Raw genomic sequence first — 15,567 nt, 5'->3', positions numbered from 1 at the left:
TGCTTGGATGGCTGTTCGGGACTTGGAGAAGAGCTTCCCCCGCAGCGCTGCAGAATCGATTGAACAGCGACTTGGCGGCGTACGTACACACATTCGGGATGCCGGAGCGTCTGCGCGAACACCTTGCATCGCAGGGACGCTCCGGGGAGCTCGCTTCTGTTCAGTCCAAGTTGGACCAGGTGCTCGCGGACACGAGCGATTTCCTGTACGCACAGCGCGATCCCATTCGTTGGGGGAGCGAATTTGAGCAAGAACTGTTCCTCTATCTCTCGGCGCGTCACGGGTGGCTCAACCGCGATGGGTTCCGCCCGATCAGGTCCTTCGCAGGCTGGCTTTCCTGGCACGAAGGGCTGAGCGCGCCCTAGCGCGGCCGTTGTTAGAAGCCATCACGTTGAGGCTCCAAGTGGACCACTGGATCACCCAGTGAATCCCAGGTGATGCGCCCTGCTCAAGACTTCACTACGTGGGAACCGTGACGGTGCAACGCTCTTCCGTCCCCTTCTTCCCCCACGAAGTGCAGGTTCTCCATGACCAACAAGCAGCTCACGACGATCAATCCATTGACCGAAGAGGTGATTGCCACCTATTCGTACATGTCTGACGACGAAGCGGCAGCCGTAGTCGAATCCAGCCACAAGGCCTTCCTGGAATGGCGCCTGCGCTCTCTGGACGAGCGCGCGAAGGTGGTCGCCGCCATCGCCAAGGCGCTTCGCGAGCGCAAGGAAGAGTTCGCCCAGCTGATGACCCGCGAGGTCGGCAAGCTCATCGAAGACAGCCGCACGGAGGTGGAACTGTGTGCGGCCATCTGTGACTACACCGCCAAGCAGGGGCCTGCCGCATTGGCCGACGAGGAGCGCGATGTCGAGGGCGCCACCGGCATCGTCACCCATTCGCCGATCGGCGTCGTGTACGGCATCCAGCCCTGGAACTTCCCGGCCTACCAGGCGATCCGCTACTCCATCGCCAGCCTGATGGCAGGCAACGGCGTTCTGCTCAAGCATGCGGAGAGCTGCACCGGCAGCGGACTGCTGCTTCGTGACATCTACGAAAGTGCCGGACTGCCCAAGGGGTTGTTCGGCGTGCTGTTGATCACTCATGACCAGTCCAACGCCATCGTGGAGAACGATCTGGTGCGGGCCGTGACGTTGACCGGCAGCGAGACCGCCGGCCGTACCGTGGCTGCGAAGGCCGGCGCGGCGCTCAAGAAGACGGTGCTGGAGCTGGGCTCCAACGATGCCTATCTTGTGCTTGACGATGCCGACCTCGATCTGGCCGTCGAGACCTGCGTCAAGGGCCGCCTGTTCAACAACGGGCAGACCTGCGTCAATGCCAAACGCTTCATCGTGACGCAGAAAAACTACGACGCCTTCGTCGCTGCCTACGCCAGCAAGTTTGAAGCGATCAAGATGGGCGACCCGAACGCCGCCGATACCCAGCTGGGCCCACTGGTCTCCGAGGCGCAGCGTGACAAACTGCACGAGCAGGTGACAAAGAGTGTCTCGCAGGGCGCCCGCCTGTTGGTGGGCGGTGAAGTCCCCGACCGTACCGGCTGGTTCTATCCCGCGACCGTGCTGGCCGATGTGTCACCGGGACAGGTGGCGTATGAAGACGAGCTGTTTGGCCCTGCGGCCGCCATCATCCGCGCCAAAGACGATGAAGATGCGCTGCGCATCGCCAACGACAGCCGCTACGGCCTGGGCGGCGGCATCTTCAGCCGCGACGTCAAGCGCGCCCGTGAGCTGGCCACCAGGTACTTTGATACCGGGATGGTCTTCATCAACACGTTCGACGTTGCCTCTCCGTCGCTGCCCTTCGGTGGAGTGAAGGCGTCGGGCTACGGCCGAGAGCACGGCCCGGAAGGACTCAAGGAATTCGTGAACGTGAAGTCCATCAAGATCCCTGCGCTCCACTGACCTGCGGCGATTCGGCACAGACCGCCCGCACTTGATGTGAGGTATCACGCACGGCGGGAAGCTCTCTCGCCGTGCCTTCCGCAGACCATTGGGCCTATCGGTCGAGTCGGTCGCAAGACGACCGCCTTGAAACCCTCAACACCTGCGCCTAGTCCAGCCAGGGAGGACTCTCCGCGAACATCTCACGTATCAGGTCCTTGACCACGGGGATGTAGCGCGAGCCGTCGTTGATCCGATGGTTCAGAATAACCGGAGAGGTCGCCCTTTCGCCGGCAATCAGGCGGTAGTGCAGGTCGGACCGTGACTGGCGCGACGCACTTGGAATGACACAGACGCCGCTCTCCGCCGCAACAAGCCCAAGCGCCGTTTGAAGATCACGCGCTTCAATGACCTCGCTTACCACGACGTCATGGTCGTGCAGCAGGCTCAGTACCTGGTCGGCAAACCCCGGCCTTGCTTCCTTCGGGTAGACAATGAGCGGGCGGCCACTGAGTACGGACACTGTCACTTCGCTCGCCTCGGTCGCCAATGGAGTGTCCCTGGGGATCGCCAGCGCCAGCCGCTCCTCTCTGAGCAGCGTTCCGGCCACGGCAGGCGCACGGCTCGAGCTCATGCCGGATTTCCGCGCCGCGGAGTTGGGCATTTTTGCGGTCTATCCAACGGCAAACAGCTGCCGCTCAAAGTCCGACGACTGGTGGACTTCTTGGTCCAAGCCTTCCGCAAACCCGTTTGGCACACAGCCTCTGGTTCCGTCGGCCCAGATAAAACAGCACTACGCCGTCCACCGCCATCGGCTACATAACTGCGGAGCACATCACAATTGCAAGAAGGGGTTCAGTCGTTCAATCAGTTATCGCGACTTTTTCACAAGTCAGAAGGCAGCCTGAATATCGACACCCCCCAAGAGACGCCCCTGATGTCAATCCCGGTCCGCCATGTGCGTGGTTCGATGGTCGCGCTTCTATTTCTGACCTGCATGTTGTGGCTGCCCACCGCGTACGCACAGACGCCGGCGCTGACGGTGCCCAATGTCACCGTTCAAGAAGGGAATTCGACGGGCGTGGCCAATGTCCAGGTCGTCCTGGATATCCCGGCCCCCAGTGACGTCACATTCGAGTACTTCACCGTGGATGCAGGCGCCGTCGCCGGCACGGATTACACCGGAATACCGTCAACGGTAGGAACGATCCCGGCAGGCGGGCAGCAATTGACCATTCCGGTGACGATCCTCGGCAATACACTTGCCGAATCAGATAAATCGTTCGCGATGCAGCTGATCAATATTGCGGGAGCGTCTCCAGGCAGCATCTTCGGCACAGTGACGCTGCTCAATGATGATGCAGCTTTAACCCTGTCTCCTGCCGCAGGGGCGCTGCCGGCAGCGGCCTACGCAACGCCTTACAGCGCAACATTCACTGGCGGAGGGGGTACCGGCAGCTTCAGCTACGCGTCCACGGGGACGCTTCCCCCCGGCCTGACCCTGTCTCCCGCGGGCGTTCTCTCCGGCACACCCAGCGCTCCCGGATCCTATGCGTTCGATGTGACGGCAACCGACGTCAACAGCGCCGGGCCCGGGGCACCGTACACCGTCGTGCAGAGCTACACCCTGCAGGTCACCGCGGCGGCGATAGCCGTTACGCCGGCTACCTTGCCGAACGGCACGGCTGGCGTGGCCTACAGTCAGACCGGCAGTGCCACTGGCGGCGTGGCGCCGTACACCTTCACCGTGACGGCTGGGACGCTTCCGGCCGGGCTGTCGCTGGCGCCGGGTGGGGCGCTCACGGGCGCACCGTCGTCCGTAGGCACCTTCAGTTTCACCGTGACTGCGACCGATACAAATGGACAAACCGGGAGCGCTGCCTACAGCATCACGATAACGGCGCCGACCATCGTCCTTGCGCCCGCCGCAGGACCGCTGCCTCAAGCAACCTATGCAGCACCCTACAGCCAGAGTTTCACTGCAAACGGTGGTGTGGGGCCCTACAGCTACGTCATCTCCTCGGGTGCGCTGCCGGCCGGGCTGGCGCTGGACAGCAGTGGTGCGCTGAGCGGCACGCCAACCGCCCCAGGCACCTACAACTTCGCGGTGGATGTCACGGATACCGGCCTGGCAGGTCCAGGAGCACCCTACGGCACGTCCGCGGCCTACGTGCTGACGGTTTCCACGCCCACGATCACCGTGAGCCCGAGCACGCTACCCACGCCAGTGGTCGGCGTTGCCTACAGCCAGACGGTCACCGCGAATGGGGGCGTTCCTGGCTACACCTTCAGCGTTTCCGGTGGGACGCTGCCGCCGGGGCTGTCGCTATCGCCCGGTGGAACGCTTTCCGGCACGCCACTGGCGGCCGGTGGCTACAGCTTCAGTATCCAGGCCATCGACAGCAACGGTCAGTCGGGCGCCCAGCTCTACGGATTCACCATCAATGCGCCTGCCATCGATATCCAACCCGCTGCGGTGCCGGCGGGAACGGTAGGGGCTGCTTACAGCGAGACGTTGAGTGCAAGTGGCGGGACAGCGCCCTACACCTTCAGCCTGGTCAGCGGCGCGCTGCCACCAGGCATGACGCTCTCGGGTGCTGGAGCACTCGAAGGTACACCTACGAGCGCAGGCACGTTTACCTTTACGGCGCGGGTCACTGACTCGTCCAGCGGCGGCCCGTACACCGCGGATCGCAGCTACAGCCTGGTCATCGGCAGCCCGACGATCAACGTGGATCCGACGGTTGCTCCGGCGGGCGCAGTGGGTGTGGCCTACGCGCTGCAGCTCTCCGCCAGTGGCGGCACCGCACCGTATCAGTTCACGGTGGCCGGAGGTGCACTGCCGCAGGGCGTGGGCCTTGCAGCGAACGGTAGTCTGTCCGGCACTCCCGTGCAGGCCGGTACATTCAATGTGACCGTCGCAGCAACGGATGCGAATGCACAGGTGGGGACGGGCAACTACACCATCGCAGTAACAGCGCCGGCCCTGTCGCTCACGCCGGGTTCCGGTGCGTTTAACGCCACCTATGGCGTTGCCTTCGCCGAAACCCTGGCCGCCACCGGGGGCGTGGGGCCGTATACCTACGCCATCGCCGCAGGGCAGTTGCCCGCCGGTATCAGCCTGACCGGTGACCAGCTGAGCGGTACGCCGACCGCACCAGGCACCTATGCATTCACCATCACGGCCACCGATACCGGCAGCACCGGTGCCGGGGCGCCGTTCACCGCGTCGGCCAGCTACAGCCTCACCGTCTCGGCACCGGCCATCACCATCACCACTGCGTCGCTGCCTGACGGAACGGTGGGCGCGGCTTACAGCCAGCAGCTCGTGGCAGAGGGCGGGCTCGCCCCGTACGCGTACACCATTGCCACTGGCCAGCTGCCCAGCGGCCTGCAATTGTCCTCCAGTGGCCAGTTGACGGGAACTGCCACGAGCAGTGGCAGCTACGCCTTCACCGCTACTGCCACCGATGCAAACGGACAGCAGGGAACGCGGGCTTACACGCTCCAGGTCGGGGATGCAGCGCCGGTGGCTGCCGCGGATACCGCCACCGTACTTGCTGGAAGCGCGCTGCCCATCGCGGTAACTGCCAATGACAGCGGCGCGATTACTGCAGTAACTGTTGTACAGCCGCCGCAGCACGGCACCGTGACCGTGACCGATCAGGTGGTCACTTACACCGCGGCGTCGGACTACGAAGGCCAGGACAGCTTCCAGTACACCGCATCCGGTCCCGGGGGCGTCTCCGCGCCGGCCCAGGTGACCATCACGGTCAACCCTGCACCCGTTGCCGTGTCCCGCACCGTCAGCGCTGCTGTCGCGGCCGAAACCCGCGTGGAGTTGACCGAGGGCGCACGAGGCGGCCCGTTCACCGGCGCTACGCTGGTGTCGCTGGCACCTGCAGCTGCCGGCGTCGCAACGATCGTGTCCGGGCCGGGGGGCACACAGGAGCTGCGCTTCCGTGCCAGCAACACTTTCGCTGGCGAAGCGGTGGCGACCTTCACCCTCAGCAATGCCTATGCCACCTCCGCCCAGGCCAGCGTGCGCTTCCAGGTCCAGGCGCGCCCTGATCCCACCCTGGATGCAGACGTCCGCGGGCTGGCCAATGCGCAGCTGGAATCGGCCCGCCGCTTTGCCCACACGCAGATCGACAACTTCCAGTCCCGGCTGGAGCGTCTGCACGGAAATGCACCGCGTGGACGCAGGCTGGACAACCAGCTCAGCTTTGCTACCCGCGAGCGCTGCGTGGCAGGCGTGCAGGGGAACACAGCACAATCCTGTGCAGATGAAGCGCTCCAGGCTGCTGCGCCTTGGGACGGCGACGCAGGCCGCCATCCTCCGACCCCCGGCGCGGTCGGGGAGGGCGCCACGCAGCAGCTCCACTCCGGTGCCTGGATAAGCGGGAGCCTGCGCTCGGGCGGCTATCGAGGCGTTGCCAGCACATCCAGCGTCGGGTTCGAAACCAGCGGCGTCAGTGCAGGCTATGACGCGGACATCACCCAGGACCTGAGTCTCGGTGCGGGTCTGGGGTATGGGCGGGATTCCAGTGATGTTGGCCAGGCAGGCTCCCGTGCGAAGGCTGAAGCGTTCTCAGTCGTCGGCTACGCCAGCTACCACCCAGGGGCCTTCTTCATCGACGGGTTGGTGGGCTACCAGACGCTCAGCTACGACCTCCGCCGTCATCTGACGCAGACCGGCTACTTCGTCCAGGGCGACCGCGACGGCAAGCAGTGGTTCGGCTCCGTTTCCGTGGGTGCCGACCTGCTGGCTGGCGCCACCCAGGTCACCCCCTACATCCGCTACGACCTGGCCCGCGGCAACCTGGACCCCTACCAGGAGGCGGGTAGCGACCTGTGGGCATTGACCTACGGACGCACCAATGTCGCCAGCACGCGCGGCAGCGCCGGCGTCCGTCTGGACTTCCGCCGCGAGTTCGACTGGGGCGCGGTGACCCCGCTGCTTCGTGTCGAGTATCAACGCGAGCTTGAGGGCAATGACTCGGCCACGGTCCGCTACGCCGATACCGCCACGGGGCCCTTCTACGATCTCCGCCCGGTGAACTACGACCGGTCACGGTTCGTACTGGGGGTCGGGGCGTCGTTCAACTGGAACAGCGGATGGAGCACGCGGGTGGAATACCGCTCCGATGCGTCCACGAGCAACCAGCACGAGAATGCCTACCTGCTGAACCTGGAGAAGGAGTTCTGATGTGAATGAGGGGACCACGCGCATCAATCAGCCTGCGGCCAGCGATTCGAACCACATGCCAATCGCATACGTGCTTCCCATTGCAATGGCGCCCCAGATCATCATGCGTACGGTCCCGCGCAGCTGTGATGCTCCGCCAAGCTTTGCTGCAAGTGCGCCCAAGATGCCCAAGATGAGCAGTGTCATGATCACAACCGCAGCAGCCAAACCGCTGTCGTTCAGGAGTGCGATCAAAAGAACAGGCGGGAGCGCTCCGAGCACGAATGAAGCCGCAGAGGCGGCCGCGGCTTGCAGCGGCCTGGCCTTGGTGAGCTCATGTATCCCAAGCTCATCCCGCAGGTGGGCGGACAGGGGATCATGTGCAGTGAGCTCGCGCGCCACCTGTGCGGCCGATTCGGGGCTGAGCCCTCGCTTTTCGTAGATGGTGGTCAGTTCAAGCAACTCTGCATCGGGCTGGTTGGTCAGCTCGCCACGCTCTTTCTCGGTATCTGCGGTCTCCGCGTCTGCCTGCGAGCTGACGGAGACATATTCGCCAGCAGCCATTGAAAGCGCGCCGGCAAGGAGTCCCGACAGTCCAGTGATGAGAACGGTGTGCGTTGCCGCCCCGGCCCCGACCATCGCGACGATCAGGCTGCTGGTCGAAAGAAGCCCGTCATTCGCTCCCAGAACGCCGGCGCGCAGCCATCCGCCGCGCTGGCTTCGGTGAAGTTCTCTGTGCATCATCACGTATCCGTTCAGGGGTGGCGGGAGGTTGAATCGCTCGCGATGAGGATGCCTGCCAGCTTGGCGGCTGGGCCCGGGGGGGCAGTTCAACCGTCACCTTGAGCCCGTTAAGAAATTGCGAAGTGCCAGGCGTGATCGTTCCGTCGTGTGCTTCCATTGTCTCATGGACGATGGACAAGCCTGATCCGCCGCCCTCCGCGCCACGTTCGAATCGACGTGGGGATCCAGGACACGGCAGGCATGCAGGCCGGCCTGGATCAAGGCTGAATTAGGCGGTGGTCAGGTAGCCATTAGAGTTTTGAAATGCTTTCGTGGAGGTTGGGACGCGAGCCGGCCGTCAACCGGACGGCCGGCAGCACCCGCGCACGCTTATTTGGGCATCAACACGCCATCAATCACGTGCACCACCCCGTTGGACTGCCCCACGTCCGCAGTCGTCACAGCCGCCTTGCCGCCCTTGGCATCCACGACCCACACCTTGCCGTCGGCAAGCTTCACCGTAAGCTTCTCGCCTTCAACAGTAGTCAGCATGCTGGAGTCACCCCCTTTCTTGGCCGCTGCTGTGAGCTGCGCCGCGGTGTGAGTGCCGGGAACCACGTGATACGTCAGGATCTGGGTCAACTTGGCCTTGTTCTCCGGCTTCAGCAGCGTATCAACCGTGCCTTTGGGCAGCTTGGCGAAGGCGTCGTTGGTAGGTGCGAAGACAGTGAACGGCCCCGTGCCCGACAAGGTATCAACCAGCCCAGCCGCCTTGACGGCCGCAACCAGCGTGGAGAGATTCTTTGCAGCCGACGCATTCTCGACAATGGTCTTGGTGGGGTACATGGCCGCGCCGCCCACGGTCGGATTGGTGGCAGCCGACACACTGGCGGTTGCGAAAACTGCTGCGATGCACGAAGCGATAGCGAGACGCCGAATGGAGTTGTACATGGGTAGGTCCTCTGATCTTGGCGCACAACGTTGTGCCTCTATACCTACGCAGCGGGACGGCGTTCGGATGCAGTCCCTGGCCTTTGCAGAACGCCTCGAAAGCAAACACGTTCAGCCAGGCACTCACGGCGCTTTCACCACGTTCTAGAATGGGCGCACGCCTCCACCTCAGCGAGTTCCGGAATGCCGTGGATTGACCTGCGCAGCGACACCGTCACCCAACCCACCCCCGCGATGCGCCAGGCCATGGCCACCGCCGAAGTAGGGGATGACGTCTATCAGGACGACCCGACCGTCATCGAGCTCGAGCGCCTCGCCGCCGACATGCTGGGCAAGGAAGACGCGCTGTTCGTGCCAACGGGGGTGTTCGGCAACCAGCTGGCCGTATTCACCCATTGCCGCCGCGGCGATGAAGTGATCGCCGGCGATGACTCCCACCTGGTCTGGCACGAAAACGGCGCCGCGGCGGTGATCAGTGGCGTCCAGCTGCGCACGATCGCCAGCAGGCAGGGCCTGCTGGAGCCCAGCGAGATCGCGTCACGTATCCGGGTGGGGGAGGACATCCACATTCCCCGCACCGGGCTGATCTGCCTGGAGAACGCGCACGGCAACGGTCGCGTCATCCCGCTGGCCACGATGGAGGCCACGGCAGCCATCGCCAGGAAGCACGGCGTTCCCATCCACCTCGACGGTGCGCGCGTGTTCAATGCCGCCACCTACCTGGGGTGCGACGTCAAAGCCATCACCCAGCACGTGGACACGGTGATGTGCTGCCTCTCCAAGGGCCTGGCCGCACCTGTCGGCTCGATCCTCGCGGGGCCGGCGGCCTTCATCAAGCGCGCCCGTTACAACCGCAAGCTGCTGGGAGGAGGGTGGCGGCAAGCGGGGGTCATCGCAGCCCCGGGCATTCTCGCGCTCACCGAGATGACGCGGCGGCTGGATGTGGACCATGACAATGCAACGTACCTGGCGCAGCAGTTGGCCGAAGTGCCGGGCATCGCGGTCGACATGGAAGACGTCCACATCAACATGGTGTGGTTCGCGCTGCCCGATGGGGTGGATATGCCTCGACTGATGCAGGCCTTTGAAGCAGCAGGCATACGAGCCAACGGTGCCTACGGCGGAAAGATGCGATTAGTTACCCATTGGCAGATCGATCGGGAAGCCATCGACAGGACCGTCGCGGTAATCCGCAGCGTAGTGGCTGGGTGATCCAGCAGCTCGCAGGTACGGACCGGCACGGACCCGGTAGGGTCGGTCGCAAGACGACCGCCCTCAAACCTGCAACACCCGGTAACGCATGACCTGAAAACGAAGACGTACAAAGAAGCTCACGAACTTCCACCGCTTCTTACCAGGGTAGGCGCACGTAACGTTCGCTCAGCGCCGCAGCGGCGACGTCGTCCTTGGTCGCGAAGTAGCGGCAGATGCTTTTGCGGGCAACAGGTGCGGCAGCCGAGCCTACCGCTGGGTCCGGGTATAACCTGGCTTGTTTGCCGGACCCAGCCACCCTAAGATCGAGCTGTATCAGGGGAAAAGCCCGCCATACGGTGCTTTGTGGATAAGTCGTGCACCCGGACCCACGGGTCCGTCTACCAGGTAGTTGGACCGCTAAGGATTGCTCAGTGAACTCTTTAGTCTTTGCTTTTCAGATTGAGATTTTCGTGGGAGCGCTATGTGCATTTGTAATTTTTTACATGCAGGTTCGTGGCTATCGCAGGCACAGGAAGCAGTTCTTCGTTACTTTGGCAATCTCAACTGTATTTGCGGTAGCCGCTACCCTTATGAGGGCGCTCCCATACTTCGTTCAAGTGCCTGAAAGCCAATCGGTCATGGTGTACTGGCTATCTATCCCGCTAGCTATTCTTGCCACTGCACTTGCCACATGGGGCAGCGTCCAATTCTTCCAGGCATTCGATGATAAATAGCACGCTGGCATCGCGGTCTAACAAACGCTCTTGAACTACCTTCGTAGCGCCATCGAAGCTGGATACAAGGGACGCCTATCTCGCTTTGGAGTACGGCCGGCGCGCCACCCAGCCCCGGAAGCTGAGCGCGGCGTAGAACAGCTCCACGTCTGCGAACCCGGCCGCTTCCATCAGCGCAACCTCATCCGCTTCGGAAATGGCCGGGAGCTTGTCCGCCATGACCGCAACCGACGCTTCGTCGCGCTCGTCCAGAACACCGTTTATCGACGCGAACGCGGCTGAGCGGCGCAACCAACGCATGCGGGCTTCAGGTGCATAGCTGTGCTGGGCTACCACGAGCACGCCACCAGGCCGAAGGCGCAGGAACAGCCCTCGCAGGGTCTGCAGCCGCGTATCAGGGTCAAGAAAGTGAAGCGTCAGGAGGCAAGCGGCTCCATCGAACTCCCGCACCGGCGCATTCTCGATGAGGCCCTCCACCAGCAATGCGCGCGAGGCGTTCGCACCCAGCGTCTCCCGTGCAAGCTCGAGCATCGGAAGTGAGGGGTCTACACCGACGAATCGCCAGCCTGGCTGCGCCTTGGCAAAGGCATCGAGCTCCAACCCGCCGCCGGCACCCAGCACCAGCACCTCGCCCGTGGGCGGAACGGATTCGGCCAGCAGGATGTGGGTCATGCGGTGGAGTGCCGCCATGCCAGGCACCTTGGCCTGGGCGGTTTGCTGATAGCTGCTGACTGCGGAGGGGTCCTTGAACGTCGACATGGATACTCAGCCCGGGTGGTCGCTTGATATGTAATCGAAATTGTTACATATAACGAACACGCAGCGCGGCCGGGTAGGGTCGGTCGCCAGACGACCGCCCGGAGCCCATCAACACCCGTCAACGCATGACCCCGAACGAAGCCCGAGCTCAACCGAGAAGTGTCAGGTAACGGTGCCCTGGCATTTCTGCGCCTACCGAAGCGCGGAATCAAACAGCTCCGTGGCCTGCCGGATCGCCGCCTGATGCGTAGGGCCCTTGTCAGCGACCACCTCGCACAGCGGGCCCACCCGCTCACGGCCCAACGCCGTGCAATCGGCCAGGAAGTCGTAGTGGCCCACTGAAGGCAACGCCTGCAGCCGCACCTTCCCATTCGCTTCCGCAATGACCCTGCTGTTGGTGGCAGGCGAGGCAATCGAATCGGCCTCACCCACAACCACCGACACCGGAACCTGCAACCGCCCCAGATCACCCGGCTCGAACGCCTGGACAATCGCCGGCGCCATCACGAATACCGCGCGAACGTTGGGAATGCGGCGATCCTGCGCTGACTTGGCGACCCACGGCGCCAGCTCCGGCGTAGCGACCGCCGCCATTCGCCGCTCAAAGGTCATCTCCGGGTTTTCGGCCTGCGGCACGCAGACCCCATCCTTCGGCGAGGCCTTGCAGAAGGCGACCAGCCTGCCCATGTCCGGACGCGCACCGGCAGCCACCAGCGCCGTGAACCCACCAGCCGAATACCCCACCAGGCCCAACCGGTCCGCATCCACATGCGGAGACAGCACAGGATCGGCCTGCACCGCCGCCAGCGCGGCGGCGAGATCGTCCGCCCGATTCCACATCAGAATGCTGCCCGCGTCCGTCATCGGGTCCACCCCGTTGTTGCCGGGATGGTCCACCGCCACCACCACATACCCCGCACGTGCCATGGCGGTACCGAACCAGCCCATCATGCGGGCACTGCCGCCGTTGCCATGCGACACCAGCAGCAGCGGCCAGCGGCCCGGCGCAACCGGGGCATCCACGGCAGAAGCTCCCTCCTCGAACAGCGGCGCGCCCGGCGGCCCTATCGTGAGAGGCTGCTCCTTCGCACCTGGCTGCGCCGGGTACCACACCGTAAAGCGCACGCGGTCGCTGTGGCCGGCATCTCGCACCGCTGCGCTGGCCGTGTGCGCTATGCCATGGGTTTCCCCAACAGCAGGGGAGGGCTGAGCCGACCATGCCACTGGCGCGAACAGACAAGACAACAGGACGAAGGCGTGTGGCAGTACTCGCACGGAAGAATCTCCTTGGGTCAACTCGGGTTGGACAGCGGCAGCCAGATCTCAACGCCACCGTGTCCGGTGCGGTCGTCGAAGCGGGCGTCATAGCGTTCGAAATCAGGTGCGTCTGCCAACGTCAGGCCGGAGCCGGGCAGGTGGTCGTTCAGCAGCCAGAACCAGGTGGAGCGGATCGTCGAGATGTGGCCCGCATGCCACGCCACCAGGTAGTCCCCGGCCGGGATGGAAACGGCATGCCAGGCCGACGGCACGGCGGCGCTCGCACCGATCTCCATGCCGGCAATGTAGTCGAAGGCACCCTCGCCATCGCGGTTGCAACAGACGCCGAAGGCGATGTCCTTGCCCAGCTCCCGGGTCAGCGCCAGCTGCTGCCATTGCGAGGGAATGGACGCCACGGTGGCGGCGGTATGACGGGCGCGGATGCCGGCCACGCGCAGCTGGCCCAGCCGCCGGCGTTCCGGCTCCACCTCGCAGGGCAGGGGTGGGGCGTCGAGCTTGATGGCCTCCACCAGCGCCAGTCCGTGCAGCCCTTCCCGGCGCACCTGCTCCGGTGCCTGCTTGAACTGCTCCGTGAAGGCGTGGGTAAACGCCGCATGCGAGGCATAGCCAGCCGCCAGGGCGACATCCAGGATGGGTACGTTGCCTGCGGCCAAGGTGCGAGCCGCCTCGGTAAGGCGGCGCGCGCGAAGGTAGCGCGCCATCGAGGTGCCGGTACTGACCTGGAACAGGCGTGAGAGGTGGAACGGCGAGAGCTCAACCGCCTCCGCGATCTGCGCCAGCGACGGGTTCTCGGCGAAGTGGCTCTCGATGTACCACAACGCCTTACGTGCCGCTCCCATGACGCCTGCTCCGTGCCAGTGACTGGGTGGCAGCGTAGCGCAGGGCGGGGGAGGGCGTTTGCGGGATCTTGCTGTTGGTGCGCGGTGTGGGTTGGGAGCGACAGTGGTGTGGGTTGTTCGGGGAAGATTTTTGCTAGCGCCAGTACTACCGGAAGTGGGACCTGGTCCCTTGGTAAATGCGTGACTGCGCACGGAATCTCACGAAATGATTTGCCCGGCACATGCCGTTTCGCGGTTCCATTGATGCCGTAAACCGCGACCGGACGACCTCGAGTTCCAGTACCCTCACGTCTGTCGCATGGTGTGTCTTGGGTGTCAGAACCCGACAATCAGTAGCAAGTTTGACGACCTGTGTCGGGAGGGTGGCGAAATAGAACACCCTCGCGGAAATACGTCGCACCGTCTCGATTGTCACGGTTCTGAACCTCCCGACTCCCTCGCCATCCCGGCGAGGGAGAACACAGAGGAGAACCATCATGCACGACGACTGGACGAACTTGACCCCCGAACAACGCGCCCTTCTCAGGGGATTCTGGCGCGCGCCGAAGAGCGTAATGATCAACGCACTTCATCACGACGGGCTTGAAACCTATCCCGGCTGCCCAACCATTCCTTGCCTGAAGGCGAGGGGGCTGTGGATGCGCGGGCTGGGCATTGAGCCTGGGACGCGGATGTACCTGGGCATTGGGCGCGAGCTGTTCGTCCTCGCGAAAGACCCGTCGCCTGAAGCGCTGTCCAAGGCGATGGTGCGGTTTGAGAAGACGGGTGGCAGCTGGAAGCTGGGGCCGGTTGGATAGGTGAGCGTCGAGGCGGGGTGGCGGCAGCGTCGCCCCGGACCCGCAAGGGCGCAAGCAAGCGGGATGTCGCTTTGCAGATAATCGAACCGGGCACGTGGCTGCAGTGGCCCGAACCCGGCCCATAGGGGACGTTGCATTAATCAACTATAGAAACTCGCTGCTTGCGTTCAAGGTCATGCCCCAAAGGGATGATCACCAGCCCGGCGGTTGATCGGGATACAACCCCACCGCTGGCCGACCCCGGCACAGATGGCTATAGTCGACCGCGGGGATCCGCCCAATCGACGCATGGAAGCCCGATGAACCTGTTATCCCGTCCGCCGAATCGCCCTTATCGCAACCTGTTCGTCGCAGCATTGGTTGGTGTCCCCGCCGGATATCTCATGGGGTCACTTCCAATCGTCCTGATCGACCTGTTCGAGTACGCCTCACTTTCGCGGACATTGGCGCTCATCGCCAGTTCTTTGAAATTCTCATTAATCGGTTACATAGTCATGGTGCCGCTGCTCCTGGTGTATGGACTTCCTGCACTCTGGCTGGCCCTGAAAGTCCGCCTCGCCGGGCCGGCGACAGCGTTCGCAATCTCGATGCTACCTGGGCTGTACATATGGTTCAGCGACTGGCCCGACTCGAGTGTCTACATGATACCGTTGGCCGTATCTGCAGCCACGGGCCTGGCATTTGTAGCATTGGCCTATCGGGGCGCTGAAGACGTAAAGATGCCTGACCGGGCGCCAGGCTTTCGCGAGCACGGCGAATCCAAGGCAACCAAGAGCAATCCTGAGCGTCCCCGTTAGCAGGATGAGCGCCATGAAGGAGTATCTGATCTTCGCGGCAGTGTGTCTGCTGGCCGGCTGGGTCCACGTTTTGCGCCTGATCCTGCTGTGCATGCCGGTGGTAACGATGGTCGGCTGCAATGGCATGAGTGAATCGTGGAAAGAGGAAGTGCGGCTGTCCGACGGCCGGCTGATCGTGGTGAAGCGTATCGCGAAGGGCAGCATCACGCGCGATATCGCAATGCGTGCGACCGGCTGGAAACCCACGGAGATCACGTTGCGGCCCCCGCAGGCAGACGGGACGGCCACGCCGCCGGTGTGGCGATCGGTGCTGGTCCCGCTCGTCATGGACTACGACCCGGCTTCATCGACGTGGTCGGTCGTAGCCACTTACATGTGGTGCAGCACTTGGTACGACATGGGCCGCCCAACCTCG

Annotated in this window: 14 protein-coding genes; 8 read left to right on the top strand and 6 right to left on the bottom strand. The window is 63.7% G+C overall.

What is annotated here, in order from left to right:
• Positions 1 to 59 precede the first annotated feature (59 nt).
• Complete coding sequence (locus SOM39_RS16275; protein ID WP_320458930.1) at positions 60 to 365, top strand: hypothetical protein; 306 nt, start codon at positions 60 to 62, stop codon at positions 363 to 365.
• A 162-nt stretch (positions 366 to 527) separates the two neighbouring features.
• Positions 528 to 1,913 carry an aldehyde dehydrogenase family protein gene (locus SOM39_RS16270; protein WP_320458929.1) on the top strand — a complete coding sequence of 462 codons (1,386 nt, stop codon included), beginning with the start codon at positions 528 to 530 and terminating at the stop codon, positions 1,911 to 1,913.
• A 148-nt stretch (positions 1,914 to 2,061) separates the two neighbouring features.
• On the opposite strand, the gene SOM39_RS16265 is transcribed toward SOM39_RS16270, so the two are convergent.
• Positions 2,062 to 2,526: a LysR substrate-binding domain-containing protein gene (locus SOM39_RS16265; protein ID WP_320458928.1), complete on the bottom strand. Its 465-nt coding sequence runs from the start codon at positions 2,524 to 2,526 to the stop codon at positions 2,062 to 2,064.
• 303 nt (positions 2,527 to 2,829) lie between these two features.
• On the opposite strand from SOM39_RS16265, the gene SOM39_RS16260 reads away from it, so the two are divergent.
• Entirely contained in the window at positions 2,830 to 7,101 is a 4,272-nt protein-coding gene (locus SOM39_RS16260) for a putative Ig domain-containing protein (RefSeq protein WP_320458927.1), read from the top strand.
• A gap of 27 nt (positions 7,102 to 7,128) precedes the next feature.
• On the opposite strand, the gene SOM39_RS16255 is transcribed toward SOM39_RS16260, so the two are convergent.
• Together SOM39_RS16255 and SOM39_RS16250 are read right to left on the bottom strand one after the other, a co-directional pair.
• The gene (locus tag SOM39_RS16255) at positions 7,129 to 7,821 is read right to left on the bottom strand and encodes a VIT family protein (RefSeq protein ID WP_320458926.1); all 693 of its coding nucleotides are present in this window, start codon (positions 7,819 to 7,821) and stop codon (positions 7,129 to 7,131) included.
• Positions 7,822 to 8,193: 372 nt separating this feature from the next.
• Positions 8,194 to 8,754, bottom strand: coding sequence for a fasciclin domain-containing protein (locus SOM39_RS16250; protein WP_320458925.1), 561 nt, complete (start codon positions 8,752 to 8,754; stop codon positions 8,194 to 8,196).
• A 183-nt stretch (positions 8,755 to 8,937) separates the two neighbouring features.
• Between SOM39_RS16250 and ltaE the strand changes: the two genes are divergently transcribed.
• Both ltaE and SOM39_RS16240 read left to right on the top strand, forming a co-directional pair.
• Complete coding sequence (gene ltaE, locus SOM39_RS16245; protein WP_320458924.1) at positions 8,938 to 9,966, top strand: low-specificity L-threonine aldolase; 1,029 nt, start codon at positions 8,938 to 8,940, stop codon at positions 9,964 to 9,966.
• A gap of 413 nt (positions 9,967 to 10,379) precedes the next feature.
• Positions 10,380 to 10,682 (top strand): hypothetical protein, encoded by a 303-nt coding sequence (locus SOM39_RS16240; RefSeq protein ID WP_320458923.1) that lies wholly within the window; start codon positions 10,380 to 10,382, stop codon positions 10,680 to 10,682.
• A gap of 75 nt (positions 10,683 to 10,757) precedes the next feature.
• Here the strand turns inward: SOM39_RS16240 and SOM39_RS16235 are convergent, their stop codons facing one another.
• From SOM39_RS16235 to SOM39_RS16225, 3 genes are all read right to left on the bottom strand, one after another.
• Positions 10,758 to 11,441, bottom strand: coding sequence for a class I SAM-dependent methyltransferase (locus tag SOM39_RS16235; RefSeq protein WP_320458922.1), 684 nt, complete (start codon positions 11,439 to 11,441; stop codon positions 10,758 to 10,760).
• A gap of 192 nt (positions 11,442 to 11,633) precedes the next feature.
• The gene (locus SOM39_RS16230) at positions 11,634 to 12,464 is read right to left on the bottom strand and encodes an alpha/beta hydrolase family protein (RefSeq protein ID WP_320458921.1); all 831 of its coding nucleotides are present in this window, start codon (positions 12,462 to 12,464) and stop codon (positions 11,634 to 11,636) included.
• 269 nt (positions 12,465 to 12,733) lie between these two features.
• Positions 12,734 to 13,558 (bottom strand): AraC family transcriptional regulator, encoded by an 825-nt coding sequence (locus tag SOM39_RS16225; RefSeq protein WP_320458920.1) that lies wholly within the window; start codon positions 13,556 to 13,558, stop codon positions 12,734 to 12,736.
• A gap of 476 nt (positions 13,559 to 14,034) precedes the next feature.
• On the opposite strand from SOM39_RS16225, the gene SOM39_RS16220 reads away from it, so the two are divergent.
• From SOM39_RS16220 to SOM39_RS16210, 3 genes are all read left to right on the top strand, one after another.
• Entirely contained in the window at positions 14,035 to 14,355 is a 321-nt protein-coding gene (locus SOM39_RS16220; RefSeq protein WP_095364137.1) for a hypothetical protein, read from the top strand.
• Between the two features lie 299 nt (positions 14,356 to 14,654).
• A complete protein-coding gene (locus SOM39_RS16215; protein ID WP_320458919.1) occupies positions 14,655 to 15,152 on the top strand; it encodes a hypothetical protein in 498 nt (165 codons plus the stop codon).
• A gap of 13 nt (positions 15,153 to 15,165) precedes the next feature.
• A partial coding sequence (locus SOM39_RS16210) for a hypothetical protein (RefSeq protein ID WP_320458918.1) occupies positions 15,166 to 15,567 on the top strand: 402 nt, incomplete at its 3' end.

This window comes from Stenotrophomonas sp. CFBP8994 (genome assembly GCF_034044835.1).
In the GTDB taxonomy this organism is placed as follows: Bacteria; Pseudomonadota; Gammaproteobacteria; order Xanthomonadales; family Xanthomonadaceae; genus Stenotrophomonas; species Stenotrophomonas rhizophila_A.
This window is presented reverse-complemented; position numbering and strand designations above follow the sequence as displayed.